The sequence below is a fragment of the Phenylobacterium sp. genome (assembly GCF_031412415.1).
Classification (GTDB): Bacteria; Pseudomonadota; Alphaproteobacteria; order Caulobacterales; family Caulobacteraceae; genus Phenylobacterium.
Map to the genome: position 1 here is coordinate 1 of NZ_JANOCX010000235.1, position 18,226 is coordinate 18,226.

The following is an 18,226-nucleotide window of genomic DNA, read 5'->3' on the forward strand; positions in this document are numbered from 1 at the left end:
CACTCTCCAAGAGCAATGCCAGCCCTGCTGGCTCACAGGCTGTCTACGCCCATATGAAGCGTGGGGCCGGCCATGTGAATCGAACAGAAAGGCGAATTTCCAGTACGCAACGATTAACCAATTGCGAGCGGCTTTTTGCAATATGGAGGGGAGTCTTGCGTCGAGTTTCGCAGCGACCTATCCCCGCGAACCGCCACTTCGCTAGGGCGCCCATAGCTCAACCGGATAGAGCATCCGCCTTCTAAGCGGACGGTTGCAGGTTCGAGTCCTGCTGGGCGCGCCACGGCTCCCCTAGTCGACGCTCATCCCGCAGGTCAGGTTCGCCACCGTCCCGGTCATCGCCGCGGCGTGGTCTGAGGCCAGGAACACCGCGGTGTTGGCGACGTCGGCGCGGGTGGGGGTGCGCTTGAGCAGGGTCATGTCGTTCAGCATGCCCACGAAGGCTTCGCGTTCCATCGGAAAGTCGGCCTCGGCCATGGTGTCGACGATGCGATGCGATCGGATGCAGACGACCCGGACGCCGTGGGGCCCTAGTTCGGCCGCCAGGGTGCGCGACAAGGCTTCCACCGCCGACCAGGCGACGCAGAGCCCGCCGGTCATGCCGACAGCCAGCCGGGCAGGGGAGGCCGAGAGGGTCAGGATGACCCCCGATCCCTGCGCAGCCATATGCCGTGATGCGGCGCGGGCGGTCAGGAATTGGCTGGTGGTCAGGGTGGCGACCGGAAGGGTGAAGGCCTCCAGCGGCAGGTCGGCCAGCAGGGTGCCTTGCTGGGCGTCGACGCCGATGGCGTTGAAGGCGATGTCCACCCGGCCGGCCCGGGCGACGACGTCGTCCAGATGCCGGTCGATGGCGGCCTCGTCCAGGGCGTCGACTTGGGCCGCCTCCGCAAAGCCGCCCGCCGCCGTGATCTGGTCCGCGCAGGCCTGGACCGATGAAAGTTTGCGGCCGCTCAGGAAAACCTGGGCGCCTGCCTTGGCGAAGGCCTGCGCCACCGCGCCGCCGATGGCGCCGCCCGCGCCGTGAATCACCGCCACCTTGCCGCGGAGGAGCCTTGCTTCGTCGCTCATGAGTCATTGCCCTCAACCAGATGGTTTAGCATAGGGTGTCACTCAAGAACACACAACTTTCTGGTTAAGTGATTTAGGTCGCGGGCGGCGGGAAGTGCTGGCGCCACCACTCAGTCCAGTGGGCGGAGACCTCCGCAAACCGAGCGTCGTCCAGGTCGTAGGTGGTGACCACCACCGATCCGCTCCCGGCGGGCGGCGAGTTCGGCGTCGAGCGATCGGTGACCAGGACCAGCCCGTCGCCGTAAGCCTCCACCGTCAACGCGATCTGGCGGCGCGAGCGCGCCCAGACCTGGCCTGTCAGGGTCTCACCCGTCCCGATGGTCAGGCTGTAGTCGCCGCCCGGATCGACATGCGCCAGGGCGTCCAGCCCCAGCCGGGCGCGGGGCAATGTCGTGTTCCCGCCCGGCGCTGGCTTGCCCGACAGATAGACGGTCCGTCGTTCCTGGCCGCGATGGCGTTCCATGGCGAAGGCCAGCTGGGTGAGGAAGGCCAGCCAACCCTCGGTCATGTCTTCCTGACCGCCGTCCCAATCGCTGTCGTCTCCAGCGGCTCCAACCCGAACCAGACGGATGACGCAATGCTCGCCGCGCGCTTCGATCTGGAAGCTGTCGGGCATGCCGCTGAAGCTCAGGATCATGGCGCTGTCGTCGGCTTGGGCATGATCGAAGAAGATGTACTGAATTTCCGCCTCGAGGCCGTCGGCGTCCCAGCCGAACCATCGGTTGATCTGCACGGGGTCACGCAGGGCGTTCCAGACCTCGCGGGCAGGCACGGCGATGGCCAGCTCCACCAGCGCCTTGCCGGGGGTATCGGGTGCATCGGTCATGTCGGGTTCCTGCCTGGCTGCGGATCGCTGATTGTGACCGGCCGGGGCGTTTCATCAAGCTGCGCGAGCCCTGACGCTTGAGTTCTACGCGCGGGCCGGAGATGGTCGCGACCGCCTTCAGTTCGCCGGAGAAGTCCTTGACCCGCCACCGCGTAACCGCCGCCCTCGCAGGGCTAGTGCTCACCGTCGCCTCGCCCGCCATGGCGGCGGGGCTTTCGCCTCAGGAGCAGAAGCTGGTGGCCGCCTCCGTCGCAGAGGAGGCGCGCTCGCTGGCCCTGCTGGAAAAGCTGGTCAACATGAACAGCGGCACCCTGAACGTGGCGGGCGTGACCAAGGTCGGCGCCCTGCTGCAGGACGAGTTCAGGACCCTGGGCTTCGACGTCAAATGGGTTCCGATGACCTCGGTCGACCGCGCCGGTCACATCGTGGCGACGCACAAGGGCTCGGGGCGCGGCAAGCGCATGCTGCTGATCGGCCACTTCGACACGGTGTTCGAGCCCGACAGCCCATTCCGGACCTACGTCCGCCGAGGCGACGTCGCCGAGGGCCCAGGGGTCAACGATATGAAGGGCGGCCTGGTGATCATGATCGCCGCCCTGCGCGCCATGCAGGCGGCCGGGACGTTGAAGGACGCCGACATCACCGTCGTGCTCACAGGCGACGAGGAGCGGGCAGGCCTGCCGATCTCCGTCTCGCGCGCCGATCTGGTGGCGGCGGCCAAGACGAGCGACATGGCCCTGGAGTTCGAGAGCCTGGCCCGAGAGAACGGCAAGGACATGGCGTCCATCGCCCGGCGTTCGTCGACCGACTGGACGATCAAGGTGACCGCCGAGTCCGGACACTCCTCAGGGGTGTTCAGCGACGGGGCGGGATACGGCGCGGCCTATGAGCTGGCTCGGATTCTCGACGGCTTCCGGCGCGAGGCCCGCGAGGTCAACGCCACCTTCAATGTCGGCTACATGGCCGCGGGCGCCAGCGCGGCTGAGAACGCCTCCGAGACCGGCGCTTCAGCGCTCGGCAAGAACAACATCATCGCGGGCCAGGCGGTCGCAAAGGGCGATCTGCGGACGCTTTCCAACGCGCAGACCGACAGCATCCACGCCAAGATGAAGGCTATCGTCGGCCAGCCCCTGACGGGCGCCACGGCCGAGATCGCGTTCGGGGAGGGCGGCTATCCCGCCATGGCGCCCACCGAGGGATCGCGCAAGCTGCTGGCCAGACTCAACGAGGTGAACCGCGACCTGGGACTGGAGCCCATGGCCGAGCTCGATCCCCTGAAGCGCGGCGCCGGCGACATCGGCTTCGTCGGCGACCTGCTGCCGGGCCTGATCGGCTTCGGCGCGGCCGGCGATGGGGCTCACGCGGCCGGCGAGACCATGGACCTGAAGAGCCTGGACCGGCAGACCAAGCGCGCGGCCCTGTTCATGAGCCGGATGGCGAAGCCCTAGAGCGCCGCGTCGAAGGCCGCGAAGCCGGCCCGCAGATCCGCCATCAGGTCGTCGGGATGCTCCAGGCCGATATGCAGGCGCATGAGCGGGCCGGCGAACTTGGGCGTCGACTTGCGCTTCCCGAGCTGCGGGTCGCAGGAGATCGCCAGGCTCTCGAAGCCCCCCCAGGAAAAGCCGAGGCCAAACAGCTCCAGGGCGTCGAGAAAGGCGTTCACCGCCCGCTCCGGCGCGGGCCGCAGGACAAATCCGAACAGGCCGCAGGCGCCCGTATAGTCGCGCTTCCACAGCTCGTGATCGCGGGCGCCGGGCAAGGCGGGGTGGATGACCTCTGCGACCTGAGGCTGCTGGGCCAGCCATGCGGCGATGCGCAGGGCCGCGCCCCCTTGCTGTTCCAGGCGGACGGGCAGGGTCCGCAGGCCGCGCAGCATTTGATAGGCGTCCTCCGGCGAAACGGCCCAGCCCATGTTGTGGACGCCGTCCTCAAGCTTCCGCGCGAGCGTCTTGTCGGCCACCGCGGCCGATCCCATGAAGGCGTCGGAATGGCCGCCGACATACTTGGTCAGGGCCTGGACGCTGATGTCGACGCCGTGCGCCAGCGGCTTGTACAGGTAGCCCGCGCCCCAGGTGTTGTCGGCGAGCGTCAGCACGCCTCGCGCCTTGGCCAGGGCGGCTATGGCGGTGATGTCCTGCATCTCGAAGGTCAGCGAACCCGGGGACTCCAGGGCGATCAGGCGCGTGGCGTCGCCGGCCAGGGCCAGCAGATCTTGCGGCGCGGTGCGCGGATCGAAGTAGCGGACCCCCACGCCATATCGCGCCAGGACCTGGTCGCAAAACCGGCGGCTGGGTTTGTAGATGTTGTCCGTGACCAGCACCTCGTCACCAGCCTTCAGCACCGCCAGCATCGCGCCGGTGAACGCCGCCAAGCCCGACGGATAGAGTTGGACCTCCTCGGCCCCCTCCATCTCGGCCAGGGCGGACCTCAGGCTGTCATGGGCGGCCAGCCCGGCGCGGCCATAGGTGATGAACGCCTCATCGTCATACAGGGCCGCTGCGTTGGGCAGCAGGACGGTGGAGCCCTTCTGAATGGGCGGCCCCACGGTCTTGGCGAGCCTTGCCGGGATGGCGCCGGCACGGATCAGTCGGGTTTCTTCAGCCATGAGGGTTGACGCGTCGGAACGAACTGGAGCCAAAATCGGTCTCGCACTTAGAGCCTCCGCGGGCTTGGCAATCAAGGAGCGCGGCATGTGGAAGCGCCTCGCGGCGGCGGTCGGCGTGATGTTTGCCTTGGCCGGCTGCGGCCAGGGCCAGCAGAAGGCCCCCGCGCCCGTCGCGCCTGCGGCCAAGGCCGCGGGGCCAGCGCCGGCCTACAGGGCCAAACCGAGCCCGACATTGCTGGCGATCAAGGCGCGCGGTTATCTCCGCTGCGGCGTCCATCCGGGATTGTCAGGCTTCGCGTTCCGGGACTCCAAGGGAAACTGGCGCGGGTTCGACGTGGACATCTGCCGTGCGGTGGCCGCCGCGACACTGGGCGACGCCCAGGCGGTTCGCTATTCCGCGATCACGGCCCAGGATCGGTTTTCCGCGCTACAGGCCGGTGAGGTCGATATTCTGTCGCGCAACACCTCCTGGACACTGACCCGCGACGCCAGTCTCGGCCTCGATTTCCCCGCGATCACCTACTACGACGGTCAAGGCTTCATGGTCCCAAAGGCCCTGTCGCTGACGAGCGCCGATGAACTGACCGGCGCCAGGATCTGCGTGCAGGCCGGCACCGCCAGCGAGGCGAACCTCGCAGACTATTTCCGCGCCAGGAGCCTGAAGTACACGCCGGTCGTGGTGGCCTCCGAGGCCGATGCGCGGAACGCCTATCAGACCGAGACCTGCGACGCCTTCACCGCCGATGTGGCAGCGCTCGCCTCGGCGCGTTCGGTGATGAACAACCCCGGCGCCCACGTGATCCTGCCCACGGTTATCTCCAAGGAGCCGATCGGCCCCGTGGTTCGGCAGGACGATCCAGCCTGGACAGACATCGTCCGATGGACTGTCTACGCCTTGGTCCTGGCGGAGGAATACGGCGTCGATTCCAAGACCGCGCCCGAGGCGCTCAACACCTCGCTCGACGTTCGCGTGAGGCGACTGCTGGGCGCTCAAGACGCGTTCGGACCGATGCTGGGGCTGTCGAACGACTGGGCCTACAAGACCATCGTCCAGGTGGGCGCCTATGACGAGATCTTCGCGCGGAATGTCGGGCCCGACTCTGCGCTGAGACTCGAGCGGGGGCACAACGCTCTGTGGAACGCGGCCCAGCCTGGCCTGCTGTACGCCCCGCCGATCCGCTAAGGGCCGATGGCGACCGGCGCGCCCTCCAAGGCGCCCCATTCGGACCATGAGCCGTCATAGACCGCCGTGTCATCCAACCCCAGCCTGGCCAAGGCGAGGGCCAGGACCGAAGCGGTCACGCCCGATCCGCAGGTGGTGACGATCGGGTGGGCGAGGTCGACGCCGGCCGCGGCGAATATCGCCTTCAGCTCTTCGGCCGGTCGCAGCGTCCCGTCAGGGCCGACCACCTGATCGAAGGGCACGTTGGCGGCGCCGGGCATGTGGCCGGATTTCAGGCCGGCGCGGGGCTCCGGCGCCTCGCCGCGGAAACGAGCCGCGCCCCGAGCGTCAACCAGGCGCGCGCCGCCGGTGATCAGCAGTTCGCGAACGTCTTCGGCGCTGCGGACCAGGGACCCTTCGAACAGCGGCGCGACGACGCCCGCGCGGGGATGCGCCTCGCCGGTCTCGATCGGCCGCGCCTCGGCGAGCCATTTCTTCAGGCCGCCGTCCAGGACGAAGACCCTGGTGAAGCCCATGGCGCGCAGGCTCCACCAGACCCGCGCCGCGGCGCGGATGCCGAAACTGTCATAGACGACGATGTCGACATCGCGGGTCAGGCCCAGTCCCCCGGCCGCCTGGGCGAAAGCGTCGGGCGTGGGCAGCATGTGCGGCAGGTCGCTCGTCTTGTCGGAGATCGCGTCGATGTCGAAGAACACCGCGCCGGGGATGTGGGCGCGGAGGTACTCTTCCTGACCGGAGCGCCCCTCGGCGGGCATGAACCAGCTTCCGTCCACGACGCGGAGATCTGCCTCGCCCAGACACTGGGCCAGCTGGTCCGTGGAGACGACGGGGTCGATCACAACCACCCCGGGGTCGGCAGGCCGCGTTCCTGGAGAAACGCCGGGTTGAAGATCTTGCTCTGATAGCGCGAGCCCTGGTCGCAGAGGATGGTCACGATGGTGTGGCCGGGGCCGAGGTCCTTCGCCATCCGGATGGCGCCGGCGACGTTGATCCCGGTCGAGCCGCCCATCACCAGGCCTTCGTGCTCCACCAAGTCGTAGATGACGTTTAACATCTCGTGGTCGTCGATCCGGTAGGGGCGATCGACGATGAGGTCTTCCAGATTGGCCGTGATCCGGCCCTGGCCGATGCCCTCGCTGATCGAGGTCCCCTCCGATTTCAGTTCGCCGTCGGCGTACCAGCTGTAGAGCGCCGCGCCGTGCGGATCGGCCAAGCCGATCTGGACCATGGGGTTTCGCGCCCGCAGCGCCTCGGCGACGCCGGCAAGCGTGCCGCCTGAGCCCACGGCGCAGATGAAGCCATCGATCTCGCCGTCAGTCTGGTCCCAAATCTCCGGACCGGTCGTTTCCACGTGCGCCTGGCGGTTGGCGACGTTGTCGAACTGGTTGGCCCAGATCGCGCCATTGGGCTCCTTGGCCGCGAGATCCTCGGCCAGGCGACCGGAAAACCGGACATAATTGTCGGGGTTGGAGTAGGGGACGGCGTCCACCTCGACCAGTTCGGCGCCCAGCAGGCGGATGGCGTCCTTCTTCTCCTGGCTCTGGGTGCGCGGGATGACGATCGTGGTCTTGTAGCCCAGCGCCCCACCGACCATGGCCAGACCGATGCCGGTGTTGCCGGCGGTCCCCTCGACGATGCGTCCGCCCGGCCGCAGCAGGCCGCGCCGCTCGGCGTCGCGCACGATGTAGAGCGCCGCGCGATCCTTGACGGACGCGCCGGGGTTCATGAACTCGGCCTTGCCGAGAATCTCGCAGCCCGTGGCCTCGCTCGCACGGCGCAGGCGGATCAGGGGCGTATTGCCGATGGCGTCGACGACGGAAGGCGAAACGGTCATGGTCCGCTACTTAAGCGGCCCGCGTGCGTCCGAACAGGGGTCGCTCAAGCTTTGACGAGCCCAAGCTGCACGACATTGGTCCGGCCGGTGCGGAATCCGGCCTCGCAGTAGCTGAGGTAGAACCGCCACAGCTTGCGGAATCGCTCGTCGAAGCCCAGGCGGGAGATGTCGGGCCAGGCGTGATCGAACCGTTCGCACCATTCGGCCAGAGTGTCGGCATAGTCCTGGCCGAAGCGGGATAGGCCGGTCCACATCAGGCCCGCGCGATCGGTCTGGACCTTCAGTCGTTCCTCCGACGGCAGCATGCCGCCCGGGAAGATGTACTTCTGGATGAAGTCGGCGCGGCGGCGATAGCCCTCGAAGAACTCGTCGCGAATGGTGATGATCTGCAGGCCCGCGCGCCCACCGGGGACAAGGACGTCGCGGATCTTGTCGAAATAGGTCGGCCAGTAGCGCTCGCCCACGGCTTCGAACATCTCGATGGACGCCACCCGATCAAAGCGGCCCTCGATGTCGCGGTAGTCGATCATGCGGATCTCGGCGCGATCGTTCAGGCCCTGCTCGAACATCCGTCGTTTGGCGAACTCGTATTGCTCGGTGGAGATGGTGACGGCGGTGACTTTCGCCCCTACCTCCTTGGCGGCGAACTCGGCGAACCCGCCCCAGCCGCAACCGATCTCGAGGACGTGGTGGCCGGCCTGAAGGTCCATGGACCTAGCCAATTCGCCATACTTGTGGGCCTGGGCTTGCGCCAACGGCTGGCCCGGCGCCTGATATCGGGCCGACGAATAGGTCATCGTCGAGTCCAGCCAGCGCGTATAGAAAGCGTTGCCAAGGTCGTAGTGGGCGTGGATGTTCTTGCGCGAACCCTTGCGGCTGTTGGCGTTCAGGGCGTGGCCGACGATGTTGGCGAGTCCCAGAATCGGGTTGCCCAGGAACACGCGGGTCAGCCGGTCGAAGTTCAGACTCATGGCCGACAGCACGGCGGCGAGGTCGGGGGTTTCCCACTCGCCGGCCATGTAGCCTTCGGCGAACCCGATGTCGCCAGCGGCGAGCACGCGCCTCATGAAGCGGAAATCGTGGATGATGATCCGCGCGTCGACGCCCGGCTCCGAGCCTCGCAGACGCAGTTCGCGGCCCGAGGGCATGACGAAGGTGAGATCGCCCATCAGCCAGTTGCGAGCCATCAGTCGGGCGACGAAGCGGAAGGCCGCTGGAGCGCCGGCGAGCTCGGGCAGGCGGCCGAAAGCGCGCGGAGAGGCGGCGAGCGCCGCCAGACTCGGTTGATGCGCCAGGCTCATGGCTGCAACCCTCGATTACGCAGACAGCATAACACCGCTTTTTTCACGCACGCGACTCCCAGACTGGCGCCTGGAGCTACGGCCGCCATGCGCCAGCGGATGCGGCAACCGTCGTTTTCGCGCTTGTGAAGCGACGGGGGTCGCGCCACTTAGGCGCCAGCAGAAGCTTCGGGGCGCCTATGGCCGTATTGAACCTGAACCGCTGGGATATCGCTATCGGCGACGATAGGCCCCTGGTGGTCATCGCCGGGCTGAACGTCCTGGAAGACCTGGAACTGGCCCGCGACGCAGCCCGCCATCTGAAGGCGGTCACCGCGGAACTCGGCTTGCCGTATGTGTTCAAGGCCAGCTTCGACAAGGCCAACCGCTCGTCGATCCACAGCTATCGCGGTCCGGGTATGGAGAAGGGCCTGGAAGTCCTTCGCGTCATCAAGGCCGAGTTCGACGTTCCGATCTGCACCGATCTGCACGAGATCTATCAGGCCGAGCCTGTCGCGGCCGTGGCCGACCTGGTGCAGATCCCAGCCTTCCTTTGTCGCCAGACGGACCTGGTTGTCGCCACCGCGCGGGCGACCAAGGCCGCAGGCGGCCTGCTGCACGTGAAGAAGGGACAGTTCCTGGCGCCCTGGGACTGCCGCAACATCCTCGACAAGATCAAGGAAGCCGTGGAGGTCGACATGACCATCCTCTGCGAGCGCGGCGTCTCGTTCGGTTACAACAACCTCACTGTCGACATGCTGGCCATCCAGGAGATGCAGGACCTGGGCGCGCCGGTGACCATCGACGCTACCCATGCCGTGCAGCTTCCCGGCGCCAATCCCAAGTCGAACGGGGCGTCCACCGGCGGGCGGCGGGTGGGCGTGCCGATCATCGCCAAGGCCGCGGTGGCGGCTGGGGCCAACGGGGTGTTTCTCGAATTCCACCACGACCCGGACAAGGCGCTTTGCGATGGGCCGAGCTGCCTGCCGCTGGCCGGTGCGCGCGACCTGCTGGCGACCCTGAAGGCCGTCCATGCGGCCGTGCGGCAAACCGGCTAGACTCCGTCCATGGACCTCTCGGCGCTCCAACAGATCCTCGCCGCCCTTCGGGGGGCGCGCATCGCCTGCATCGGCGACCTGATGGTCGACCGGTTCGTCTACGGCGAGGTGACCCGCGTCTCGCCCGAGGCGCCGATCCCGGTGCTGGCCCGGCAGCGCGAGATGGTGATGCTGGGCGCGGCCGGGAATGTGGCGCGCAACGCCGCGGCCCTGGGCGGCGACGTGCGGCTGGTCGGCCTGATCGGCGGCGACGCCGAGGGGCATGAGGCCCTGCGACTGATCCAGGCCGAGCCTGGGGTCGAGGGTTTCGTGGTCACCGACGCTGGGCGGCCGACCACGCTGAAGACGCGGTTCGTCTCCGGAGGGCAGCAGCTTCTGCGGGTCGATATGGAGACCAGCGGCCCGGCGACCGGCGACGTCGAGCAGCGGCTGATCAGGACTATTCGCGACGTGGCCAAGGATGTCGGCGTTGTCCTGCTGTCCGACTACGGCAAGGGGGTCATCACCGACGGCGTCATCGCTGCGGCGCGAGCGATGGGCGGGGTCATGATCGTGGACTCCAAGGCCCGTAGTTTCGCCCGCTATGGCGAGGTGGACATCATCAAGCCGAACGCCGGCGAACTGGCGCACGCCACCGACATGCCCACCTCGACAAATGACGAGATCGCCGCGGCCCTGACCCACGCCCTGTCGCTGTGCGAGGCCAAGGCCATTCTGGTGACGCGCTCGGCCAAGGGCATTTCGCTGGCCGTGCGCGGGGAGCCGGTGCGCCATTTCCCGGGCGTCCCGCGCGAGGTGTTCGACGCCTCAGGCGCCGGGGACACAACCTTGGCGGCGCTGGGGCTGGCCGTCGCCGCCAAGGTGACGATCGAGGACGCGATCCAGTTCGCCATGCTGGCTTCCGGCGTGGCGGTGGGGAAGGCGGGTACGGCGGTCGTCACGCCCGAGGAGCTGATCGAGGCATCGCTGACGGCGCACATGGCGCCGGCCGAGGCCAAGATCGTCACCCCGCAACGCATGGCAGACGAGATCGCCCGTTGGCGCGCCAAGGGGCTGAAGGTCGGCTTCACCAATGGCTGCTTCGACATCCTGCATCGCGGCCACGTGGCCTATCTCGGCCAGGCGCGAGCCTGGTGCGACCGTTTGGTCGTGGGCGTCAACTCTGACCGCTCGGTCAAGGCGCTGAAGGGTGACGGCCGGCCGGTCAACGATCTGGAGAGCCGCGCCATGGTGCTGGCGGGCCTGGGCAGCGTGGATCTGGTGGCCCCCTTCGATGAGGATACGCCCATCGCCCTGATCGAGGCCGCCAGGCCGGACGTCCTGATCAAGGGCGCGGACTACTCGGAAGACGAGGTGGTCGGCGGCGCCTTCGTAAAGGCCTATGGCGGCGAGGTGAAGCTGGCGGAGATCGTCGAGGGCTACTCGACCACCGAGGCCATCAGCCGGATGAAGGAGAAGGCATGACTCGCAGGATCATCTTCGTCACCGGCGGGGCAGGCTTCATCGGCTCCAACATCGTCGCCAAGCTGGCTGAGGACCCCAGCCTGGACGTGGTGGTCTGCGACTGGCTGCACGAGGCGGACCTGGGCAAGTGGCGCAACATCGCCAAACACCCCATCGGCGACTTCGTGGCGCCCGAGGACATGTTCGAGTGGCTGGAGAAGCGCTGGCGCGACGTGGAGCTGGTGATCCACATGGGCGCGGTCTCCTCCACGACCGAGCCGGACGCCGACAAGATCGTCCACTCCAACTTCACCCTCAGCCGCGACCTGTTCCGCTGGTGCGCCGACCGGCAGCGGCGGTTTATCTATGCCTCGTCGGCGGCCACCTATGGCGACACCGAGGTGTTCGAGGACAAGGATGATTTCGACGCGTTGAGCGCCCTGCGGCCTCTCAACACCTACGGCTGGTCCAAGGCCCTGTTCGACATCTTCGCCGCGCGGCAGGCGGCCCGGGACTATGCGCCGCCGCAATGGGTGGGGTTGAAGTTCTTCAACGTCTACGGGCCGAACGAAGAGCACAAGCACGCCATGAAGTCGGTGGCCTCGCAGATCTGGCCCAAGGTCCGCGACGGACACGCGGTGCAGCTCTTCAAGTCCTACCGCGAGGGCGTGCCCGATGGCGGGCAGGCCCGGGACTTCGTCTATGTCCGCGACGTGGCCGACGTTGTGTCCTGGCTGGCTGACAGCGAGCAGGTCAACGGTGTCTACAACCTGGGTTCGGGCCAGGCGCGGACGTTCGAGGATATGGCCAAGGCGGTGTTCGAGGCCGCCGGCCGCGCGCCCCAGATCGAGTACACCCCGATGCCGCCAGCGATCCGCGACAAGTACCAGTACTTCACGCAAGCCAAGATGGAGCGCCTGCGCGCGGCCGGCTACAATCAGCCGATGACCAGCCTGGAGGACGGCGTCGGGGAGTACGTGACCCGCTACCTCTCCCAAGCCGATCCCTACCGGTAAGGCGGGAGGCGGGATGGCGGCTCGTCCCAAGGGGTTCAAGCGGCTCGTCTTCGCCAGCGTCCTGCTGTTCGTCACCCTGATGGCGGCGGCGGCTTTCGTGTGGCGCGACGACATCCTGCGCACCCGCCTCGACCCGAAGGAGCCGTTCCAGACCTATGACCCGCCCCCGGCGCCCGACTATCGCGAACGCAACGCCTGGGCGCTGATGCCCGAGCGGCCCCAGGCGGTGGACGCCAGTTCGCCGGCCGCCGATGTGTTCTTCGTCGGTCCGACCACCTTTGACGGCGGCCGGCACTGGAACGCCCCGATCGACGATCCCAAGGCCGACCGGTTGTTCCGCCAGGTGATGGCTCCGAACTATGCCGGACCCTTCGTCCGGGTCGGGCGGATCTTCGCCCCGCGCTATCGGCAGGCTAGCCTCTACACGCTCATGACCCTGCGCGACGACGCCAAGGAGGCCCGGCGCTTCGCCTACGGCGATGTGGCCGCGGCCTTCCGTCACTACATGGCGACCTACAACCAGGGCCGTCCCTTCGTCGTCGTGGGGGTGGAGCAGGGCGGCACGCTGGCCGCTCGCCTGCTGAGCGAGGAGGTCGCCGCCAGGCCTGAGGTCCTGGCGCGGTTGGCCGGCGCCTATCTCATCGACACCGCTGTTCCCGCCGACGCGCCGCCGATCCCTCCCTGTACGACCCCACGGCAGCCGGGATGCCTCGCGGCCTGGGTCCAGGCCTTCGAGAACGAGCCGGAGCGAGCACAAATGATCCTGGACCGTTCGTTGCTCTGGGCCGACGGCCAACTCGACAACCTGCATGGGCGAGCCCCGCTTTGCTTCAATCCGCTACTGGGCGCGGTGAGCGCGGCCGAAGCGCCGTCGAAGCTGAACCAGGGCGCGGCCAACGCCACCGGCCTGGAGTGGGGCGCGCGGCCTGCCTTCCTCAGCCGGCAGGTTTCAGCTCGCTGCCAGGCTGGCGTACTGCGGGTCTCGCGGCCCAAGTCGACATCGTTGAAGCCGTCGGGATCGTGGACGGACCGGCGCAAGGCCCCAGCCTACAACCTATTCTACGCCGACCTGGAAACGGACGCCCGGGGCAGGGTGGAGGCTCTACTGGCGCACCACGTTCTTCCGAAGCCTCGGATCGATTGATCAGAGGCGGTCGCGGTGGCCCCGGTTCAGCCGGCGTCCTTGAGGGGCGAGCCCGCCCGCCAGTCGAACAGCTCCTGCAGGATGCGCAGAGCCTTTCCCCGCTCGCTGGTGAGTTCGGGGTCGCGCGCGACGATCATTCGAGCGTCGTCGCCCGCCGCGGCGATCAAGTCACGATGGGCGAAGGGATCGGCGAAGACATAGGCGGGAAAGCCGGACTGGCGCAGTCCCAGCGCGTCGCCGCCGCCGCGCAGCTCCAGGTCTGTCTCGGCGATGAGGAAGCCGTCGTCGGTCCTGCGCAGGATATCCAGCCGCCGCTGGGCGGTCTCCGAGAGAGGGGGATCGTACAGCAGCACGCAGGCGCTCTCGCGACGCCCCCGGCCGACGCGACCGCGAAGCTGGTGGAGCTGGGCCAGGCCGAAGCGCTCGGCCTGCTCGATGACCATGATGGTGGCGTTGGGCACATTGACCCCCACTTCGACCACCGTGGTCGCCACCAGCAGGCTGATCTTGCCATCGGCGAAATCGGCCATGACGGCGTCCTTTTGCGGGCCGGTCATCTTGCCGTGCACAAGGCCGACGCCAGGGCCGATCTTCTGGCGCAGTTCGACTGCCCGTTGCTCGGCGGCCTTCAGGTCCACGAGCTCGGATTCCGAGACCATGGGGCAGATCCAGAAGGCCTGGGCCCCGCCGGCTATGGCGTCGCGCAGGCGGGCTTCCACCTCCTCGACCCGACCCATGGGCACGGCGCGGGTGGCGACCGGCGTGCGGCCCGGCGGCTTCTCATCGATACGCGAGACGTCGAGGTCGCCGTAGACCGTGAGTTCCAGGGTGCGCGGGATGGGCGTGGCGGACATGGCGAGCAGGTGGACCGCCTCGCCCTTGGCCTGCAGGCGCTGGCGTTCGGCGACCCCGAAGCGATGCTGTTCGTCGATGACCGCGAGTTCCAGGCGCTGGAACGTCACTTCATCCTGAAACAGGGCGTGGGTCCCCACGGCGACCTTCACCGCGCCGCTCGCCAGGGCTCGCAGCTTGTCGGCCCGCGCCAGGCCCTTGTCGCGGCCGGTCAGCAGGACGGCCGTCACCCCGTGTTCCGATAGCGGCCCGGACAGGGTCTCGAAATGCTGGCGGGCCAGAATCTCCGTAGGCGCCATGAGGGCGGCCTGGCCTCCGCCGGCGACCACGTCGGCCATGGCCAGCATGGCGACCACGGTCTTGCCCGACCCGACATCGCCTTGGATCAGCCGGCTCATCCGCTCGCCGGCGGTGAGGTCCGCCCGGATTTCGGCCAGGGACCTAGTCTGCGCCCCGGTGAGTGCGAAGGGGAGGTCGGCCGCGATCTTCCCTGCCAACTTCGACGCCGGGATCCTGGCGGCGGGATCGGTGCGACGCTCGGCCTTTCGTTGCGCCATGGCCAACTGGTGCGCGAGCAGCTCGTCATAGGCCAGACGCCGGGCGTGCGGGGTCACGGGCGAGATGTCGGTCTCGCTGGCGGGCGCGTGGGCGAGGCGTAGAGCGTCGCGCCAGGTCGGGAACTTCTCCTGGGCCAGCCACGCGGCGTCCTGCCACTCGGGCAGGACCGGGGCCCGCTCCAGGGCCTCAAGGGCGAACTTGCGCACCGTGCGGGCGGGCAGGCCCGCCGTGGCCGGATAGACCGCTTCGAACAGCGGGATGTCGCCGACCTTCTCCGGCGGCACGATATAGTCGGGGTGGGCGATCTGCAGGTTGAGCCCGAAGCGTTCGACCTTGCCGCTGACGATCCGTTTCGAACCCAGCGGGTGCTTCACCTGGAGCTGGCCGCCGAAGCTGCCGAAAAACACAAGGGTCAGGATGCCCGTCCCGTCATAGGCTTCGACTCGCCAGGGCTGTTGTGGCGCGCGGGGCGGCTTGTAGGCATCGATCTGCACCTCGAAGATCTGCACCGCGCCCTCGATGGCGGTGTTGGCCGTGGCGTAAGTCCGCGCGATCACCGAGTGGGGCCGCAGGTACAGCACGTCGCGCACCAGCGGACCCGCGAGCTTCTCCAGCAGCGGGGCCACGCGCGCGCCCACGCCCTTCAACGAGGTGACCGGGGCGTAGAGCGGAAACAGAATCTCGGGCCGCATGGCGCCAGCATAGCGCGACCGTGGACACCCCCGCGCGCCCATGATGATCTCCACACACAAATTGGGGGGAATCAGATGCGTTCGATCGTGCTCGCCACGCTTGCGTCCGTTTGCCTAGCCGGTTGCAGCGGCCCTTCTGCAAAGACCGAGGAAGAGGCTGCGGGGCCCGTCGCGCCGCCCGCCGTGCCCGCCGACCCGTCGTTCACCGGCTTCAAGCATGATCAGAAGAAGGATCTGTTCGGCTACTATTACCCGACCGCCGAGGTGAAGGTCGGGGGCAAGTACAAGCTGGACCATCTGCATATCGGCGGGCCTGTTGGCTTCGGCGATTGGACAGCCGGCAAGCGGACCAAGACCTACGGCCCCGTGATGCTCGAATTCCAGGACGTCACCAGCCCGTCGCGGACCAACGCCCTCGGCAACACCAGCTACTCGGTCAAGCTGCGGGTCCTGCCAACCGCCTACGCGCTCAACGATGAGACCGTCCGGTTCGTCGGCACGGACGCCAAGCTGGGGGAAGTCCGCCTCGACGCCAAGATCGACGCCGCTGCGCTGAAGCTGGCGCAGTCGAAGGGGAAGGACTCGCCGCCCGTGATCACCGGCGCGCTTCAGGTCGGCGAGACCCCCTTCAAGAGCGTGATCTTCACCTGGAAGGGCGGGGACTGAACGAACGCGCTGGCGCGTGAGCGCGGGGCGGCCTATATCCGCCGCTCTCCATGACGAGCGAAGACACCCGGCTGAAAAAGCTGAAGTACCGGGCTTGGCACCGTGGCTTTAGGGAAGCGGACCTCATTCTGGGGCCGTTCGCGGAGAACCATGTCGCCTCGCTGTCGGCGGCGGAGCTCGACATCTTCGAAGTGCTGCTGGATCAGCCGGATCACGACATCTACCAGTGGATCGTCGGCCAGGCCCCCACGCCAGCTGAGTTCGACAGCGAAGTCCTGAACCGGATCAAATTGTTCCGCTTCGAAGCTCATACAGCCCGAGGCGACGACCATGGCGGCTGACGGCGGACGGGCGCCGACGCCGGCCGATCACCGGCGCATCGCCCAAGATCCCGGACGCCTCGACCTGGTCGGCGCGCCGGAAGGCTTCGACGCCTTGGTCATGGCCGACATCGTCAAGGTCCGCGGCAGGCTCTCGGTGTTCGTGGCCCGCGACGGCTCACGGCTGAGCGCCTTCGTCGACGCTTTCAATTTCTTCGCGCCGCAGGTCGAGGTGATCCAGTTCCCGTCCTGGGATTGCCTTCCCTACGACCGGATCGGGCCCTCGCCCGGCGTGGCGGCGCAGCGGATGACCACCCTTGGGCGCTTGGCCCACGGCATGGACGCCAAGAAGCCGGTACTGCTTGCGACCACGGTCCCGGCGATGCTGCAGCGCGTGCCGCCCAAGGCCACGGTTGAGGGCGCGGCCTATTCGGCGCGCACCGGCAACGTGGTCGAGATCGCCGACCTGGAGCGATACTTCGCGATCAACGGCTACCAACGGGCCTCCACCGTCTCGGAACGCGGTGAATTCGCGATACGTGGCGGAGTGATCGACGTCTTTCCGCCCGGCTCCGAGGAGCCCGTGCGCCTCGACCTGTTCGGCGACACTCTGGAGTCCATCCGGGCCTTCGATCCCGAGACCCAGCGCTCGACCAAACAGCTCAAGGAGATCTCGTTGCTGCCGGTCAGCGAGGTGCTGCTCGACAAGGACGGCATCACCAGGTTCCGGCGCGGTTACGTGGAGGCGTTCGGCGCGCCCGGGGGCGATCCGCTCTACGAAACAGTCAGCGAAGGTGGCCGGCGCGCGGGCATGGAGCACTGGCTGCCGTTGTTCTACCCGGACATGGCGACCTTGCTGGACTACCTGCCCTCGGACGCTCTGATCGCCACCGATCACTTGGCCAACGAGAGCCGCGACGAGCGGCTGTCGATGATCGCCGACGCCTATGACGCCCGGGCTCAGGCCGATCGGAAGGTTCATTACCACCCGCTGGAGCCCGATCAGCTCTACATGACCGGCGAGGAGTGGCGCGAACGGCTGGCGAAGCATGCCACGCGGCGGTTCTCGGCGTTCCAGGAGGCCGAGGGCGACACCGTCGTCGACATGGGCGCGCGCCAGGGCCGGACCTTCATCGCCGAGCGCCAGCGCGACAGCGTCAATCTGTTCGAGGCGACGGCCGATCACGCCAAGGCCCTGGCCACCAAGGGCAAGCGGGTGCTGTTCGCATCTTGGTCCGATGGTTCGTCGGATCGTCTGGGCGCCATGCTGGCCGACCACGGGCTGAAGAACATCTCGTTGGCGCCCTATTGGGATGCCGCGAGGGCGGCTGATCCGAAGGTCCCGCAGCGGGTGGTCCTGCCGCTGGAGACCGGTTTCGAAACCGAGACCCTGGCGGTCATCTCAGAGACCGACATCCTGGGCGACCGCTTGGCGCGGCCGCGCCGCCGCCGCCGGGCCGCCAACTTCCTGGCTGAGGCCAGCGCGCTGACCCAGGGCGACCTGGTGGTCCATATCGACCACGGCATCGGTCGCTATGAGGGCCTCAAGACCCTCGACGTCCAGGGCGCGCCCCACGACTGCCTGGAACTGCACTACGGCGGCGCGTCCAAGCTGTACCTGCCGGTGGAAAACATCGACCTGCTGACCCGCTACGGCGCGGACGGGGAGGGCGTTCAGCTC

The 18,226-nt window shown here is 67.8% G+C and carries 16 protein-coding genes and 1 tRNA gene; 10 read left to right on the plus strand and 7 right to left on the minus strand.

Annotation, left to right across the window (positions count from 1 at the left end; translation table 11 throughout):
* The first annotated feature begins 206 nt into the window (after positions 1-206).
* Positions 207-283, plus strand: a tRNA-Arg gene (locus RMO04_RS11650).
* Positions 284-291: 8 nt separating this feature from the next.
* On the opposite strand, the gene RMO04_RS11655 is transcribed toward RMO04_RS11650, so the two are convergent.
* Positions 292-1,068, minus strand: a complete 777-nt coding sequence (locus tag RMO04_RS11655) for an SDR family oxidoreductase (RefSeq protein ID WP_309644951.1) — start codon at positions 1,066-1,068, stop codon at positions 292-294.
* Between the two features lie 73 nt (positions 1,069-1,141).
* Positions 1,142-1,894, minus strand: coding sequence for a hypothetical protein (locus RMO04_RS11660; RefSeq protein ID WP_309644952.1), 753 nt, complete (start codon positions 1,892-1,894; stop codon positions 1,142-1,144).
* 137 nt (positions 1,895-2,031) lie between these two features.
* Between RMO04_RS11660 and RMO04_RS11665 the strand changes: the two genes are divergently transcribed.
* Positions 2,032-3,342: a M20/M25/M40 family metallo-hydrolase gene (locus RMO04_RS11665; protein WP_309644953.1), complete on the plus strand. Its 1,311-nt coding sequence runs from the start codon at positions 2,032-2,034 to the stop codon at positions 3,340-3,342.
* Here the strand turns inward: RMO04_RS11665 and metC are convergent.
* Positions 3,339-4,499, minus strand: coding sequence for a cystathionine beta-lyase (gene metC, locus RMO04_RS11670; RefSeq protein WP_309644954.1), 1,161 nt, complete (start codon positions 4,497-4,499; stop codon positions 3,339-3,341). The two genes, RMO04_RS11665 and metC, sit on opposite strands and share 4 nt — an antisense overlap.
* Positions 4,500-4,584: 85 nt before the next feature.
* On the opposite strand from metC, the gene RMO04_RS11675 reads away from it, so the two are divergent.
* Entirely contained in the window at positions 4,585-5,682 is a 1,098-nt protein-coding gene (locus RMO04_RS11675) for an amino acid ABC transporter substrate-binding protein (protein ID WP_309644955.1), read from the plus strand.
* Here RMO04_RS11675 and sseA read toward each other — a convergent pair.
* The 3 genes from sseA to RMO04_RS11690 are packed head-to-tail and all read right to left on the minus strand — an operon-like array spanning position 5,679 to position 8,817.
* Positions 5,679-6,521 carry a 3-mercaptopyruvate sulfurtransferase gene (gene sseA / locus RMO04_RS11680; protein ID WP_309644956.1) on the minus strand — a complete coding sequence of 281 codons (843 nt, stop codon included), beginning with the start codon at positions 6,519-6,521 and terminating at the stop codon, positions 5,679-5,681. The genes RMO04_RS11675 and sseA overlap by 4 nt on opposite strands.
* Positions 6,518-7,516, minus strand: a complete 999-nt coding sequence (locus RMO04_RS11685) for a cysteine synthase A (RefSeq protein ID WP_309644957.1) — start codon at positions 7,514-7,516, stop codon at positions 6,518-6,520. The genes sseA and RMO04_RS11685 overlap by 4 nt, the downstream gene beginning before the upstream one ends.
* 44 nt (positions 7,517-7,560) lie before the next feature.
* Positions 7,561-8,817 carry a cyclopropane-fatty-acyl-phospholipid synthase family protein gene (locus tag RMO04_RS11690; protein WP_309644958.1) on the minus strand — a complete coding sequence of 419 codons (1,257 nt, stop codon included), beginning with the start codon at positions 8,815-8,817 and terminating at the stop codon, positions 7,561-7,563.
* Positions 8,818-8,996: 179 nt separating this feature from the next.
* On the opposite strand from RMO04_RS11690, the gene kdsA reads away from it, so the two are divergent.
* Genes kdsA through RMO04_RS11710 form a run of 4 tightly spaced genes read left to right on the plus strand, consistent with a single transcriptional unit; the run spans position 8,997 to position 13,457 of the window.
* Positions 8,997-9,854, plus strand: coding sequence for a 3-deoxy-8-phosphooctulonate synthase (kdsA, locus tag RMO04_RS11695; RefSeq protein WP_309644959.1), 858 nt, complete (start codon positions 8,997-8,999; stop codon positions 9,852-9,854).
* Positions 9,855-9,863: 9 nt separating this feature from the next.
* Positions 9,864-11,318: a D-glycero-beta-D-manno-heptose 1-phosphate adenylyltransferase gene (gene rfaE2, locus RMO04_RS11700; protein ID WP_309644960.1), complete on the plus strand. Its 1,455-nt coding sequence runs from the start codon at positions 9,864-9,866 to the stop codon at positions 11,316-11,318.
* Positions 11,315-12,313 (plus strand): ADP-glyceromanno-heptose 6-epimerase, encoded by a 999-nt coding sequence (gene rfaD, locus RMO04_RS11705; RefSeq protein WP_309644961.1) that lies wholly within the window; start codon positions 11,315-11,317, stop codon positions 12,311-12,313. The genes rfaE2 and rfaD overlap by 4 nt, the downstream gene beginning before the upstream one ends.
* Before the next feature lie 13 nt (positions 12,314-12,326).
* Complete coding sequence (locus tag RMO04_RS11710) at positions 12,327-13,457, plus strand: DUF3089 domain-containing protein (RefSeq protein ID WP_309644962.1); 1,131 nt, start codon at positions 12,327-12,329, stop codon at positions 13,455-13,457.
* A gap of 26 nt (positions 13,458-13,483) precedes the next feature.
* Here RMO04_RS11710 and recG read toward each other — a convergent pair whose 3' ends face one another.
* Positions 13,484-15,559 (minus strand): ATP-dependent DNA helicase RecG, encoded by a 2,076-nt coding sequence (gene recG / locus RMO04_RS11715; protein ID WP_309644963.1) that lies wholly within the window; start codon positions 15,557-15,559, stop codon positions 13,484-13,486.
* 75 nt (positions 15,560-15,634) lie between these two features.
* On the opposite strand from recG, the gene RMO04_RS11720 reads away from it, so the two are divergent.
* The 3 genes from RMO04_RS11720 to RMO04_RS11730 form a co-directional block, all read left to right on the plus strand.
* The gene (locus RMO04_RS11720) at positions 15,635-16,225 is read left to right on the plus strand and encodes a hypothetical protein (RefSeq protein WP_309644964.1); all 591 of its coding nucleotides are present in this window, start codon (positions 15,635-15,637) and stop codon (positions 16,223-16,225) included.
* Between the two features lie 50 nt (positions 16,226-16,275).
* Positions 16,276-16,566, plus strand: coding sequence for a succinate dehydrogenase assembly factor 2 (locus RMO04_RS11725; protein WP_309644965.1), 291 nt, complete (start codon positions 16,276-16,278; stop codon positions 16,564-16,566).
* Positions 16,556-18,226: CarD family transcriptional regulator (locus tag RMO04_RS11730; RefSeq protein ID WP_309644966.1), on the plus strand; the 1,671-nt coding region annotated here is incomplete at its 3' end. The genes RMO04_RS11725 and RMO04_RS11730, both read left to right, overlap by 11 nt.

Excerpts from the sequence above, each read along its gene's own strand:
- RMO04_RS11655 (WP_309644951.1), bottom strand. The coding sequence starts at position 1,068 with ATGAGCGACGAAGCAAGGCTCCTCCGCGGCAAGGTGGCGGTGATTCAC.
- RMO04_RS11660 (WP_309644952.1), bottom strand. The coding sequence starts at position 1,894 with ATGACCGATGCACCCGATACCCCCGGCAAGGCGCTGGTGGAGCTGGCC.
- metC (WP_309644954.1), bottom strand. The coding sequence starts at position 4,499 with ATGGCTGAAGAAACCCGACTGATCCGTGCCGGCGCCATCCCGGCAAGG.
- RMO04_RS11675 (WP_309644955.1), top strand. The coding sequence starts at position 4,585 with ATGTGGAAGCGCCTCGCGGCGGCGGTCGGCGTGATGTTTGCCTTGGCC.
- RMO04_RS11685 (WP_309644957.1), bottom strand. The coding sequence starts at position 7,516 with ATGACCGTTTCGCCTTCCGTCGTCGACGCCATCGGCAATACGCCCCTG.
- RMO04_RS11690 (WP_309644958.1), bottom strand. The coding sequence starts at position 8,817 with ATGAGCCTGGCGCATCAACCGAGTCTGGCGGCGCTCGCCGCCTCTCCG.
- kdsA (WP_309644959.1), top strand. The coding sequence starts at position 8,997 with ATGGCCGTATTGAACCTGAACCGCTGGGATATCGCTATCGGCGACGAT.
- rfaE2 (WP_309644960.1), top strand. The coding sequence starts at position 9,864 with ATGGACCTCTCGGCGCTCCAACAGATCCTCGCCGCCCTTCGGGGGGCG.
- rfaD (WP_309644961.1), top strand. The coding sequence starts at position 11,315 with ATGACTCGCAGGATCATCTTCGTCACCGGCGGGGCAGGCTTCATCGGC.
- RMO04_RS11710 (WP_309644962.1), top strand. The coding sequence starts at position 12,327 with ATGGCGGCTCGTCCCAAGGGGTTCAAGCGGCTCGTCTTCGCCAGCGTC.
- recG (WP_309644963.1), bottom strand. The coding sequence starts at position 15,559 with ATGCGGCCCGAGATTCTGTTTCCGCTCTACGCCCCGGTCACCTCGTTG.
- RMO04_RS11720 (WP_309644964.1), top strand. The coding sequence starts at position 15,635 with ATGCGTTCGATCGTGCTCGCCACGCTTGCGTCCGTTTGCCTAGCCGGT.
- RMO04_RS11725 (WP_309644965.1), top strand. The coding sequence starts at position 16,276 with ATGACGAGCGAAGACACCCGGCTGAAAAAGCTGAAGTACCGGGCTTGG.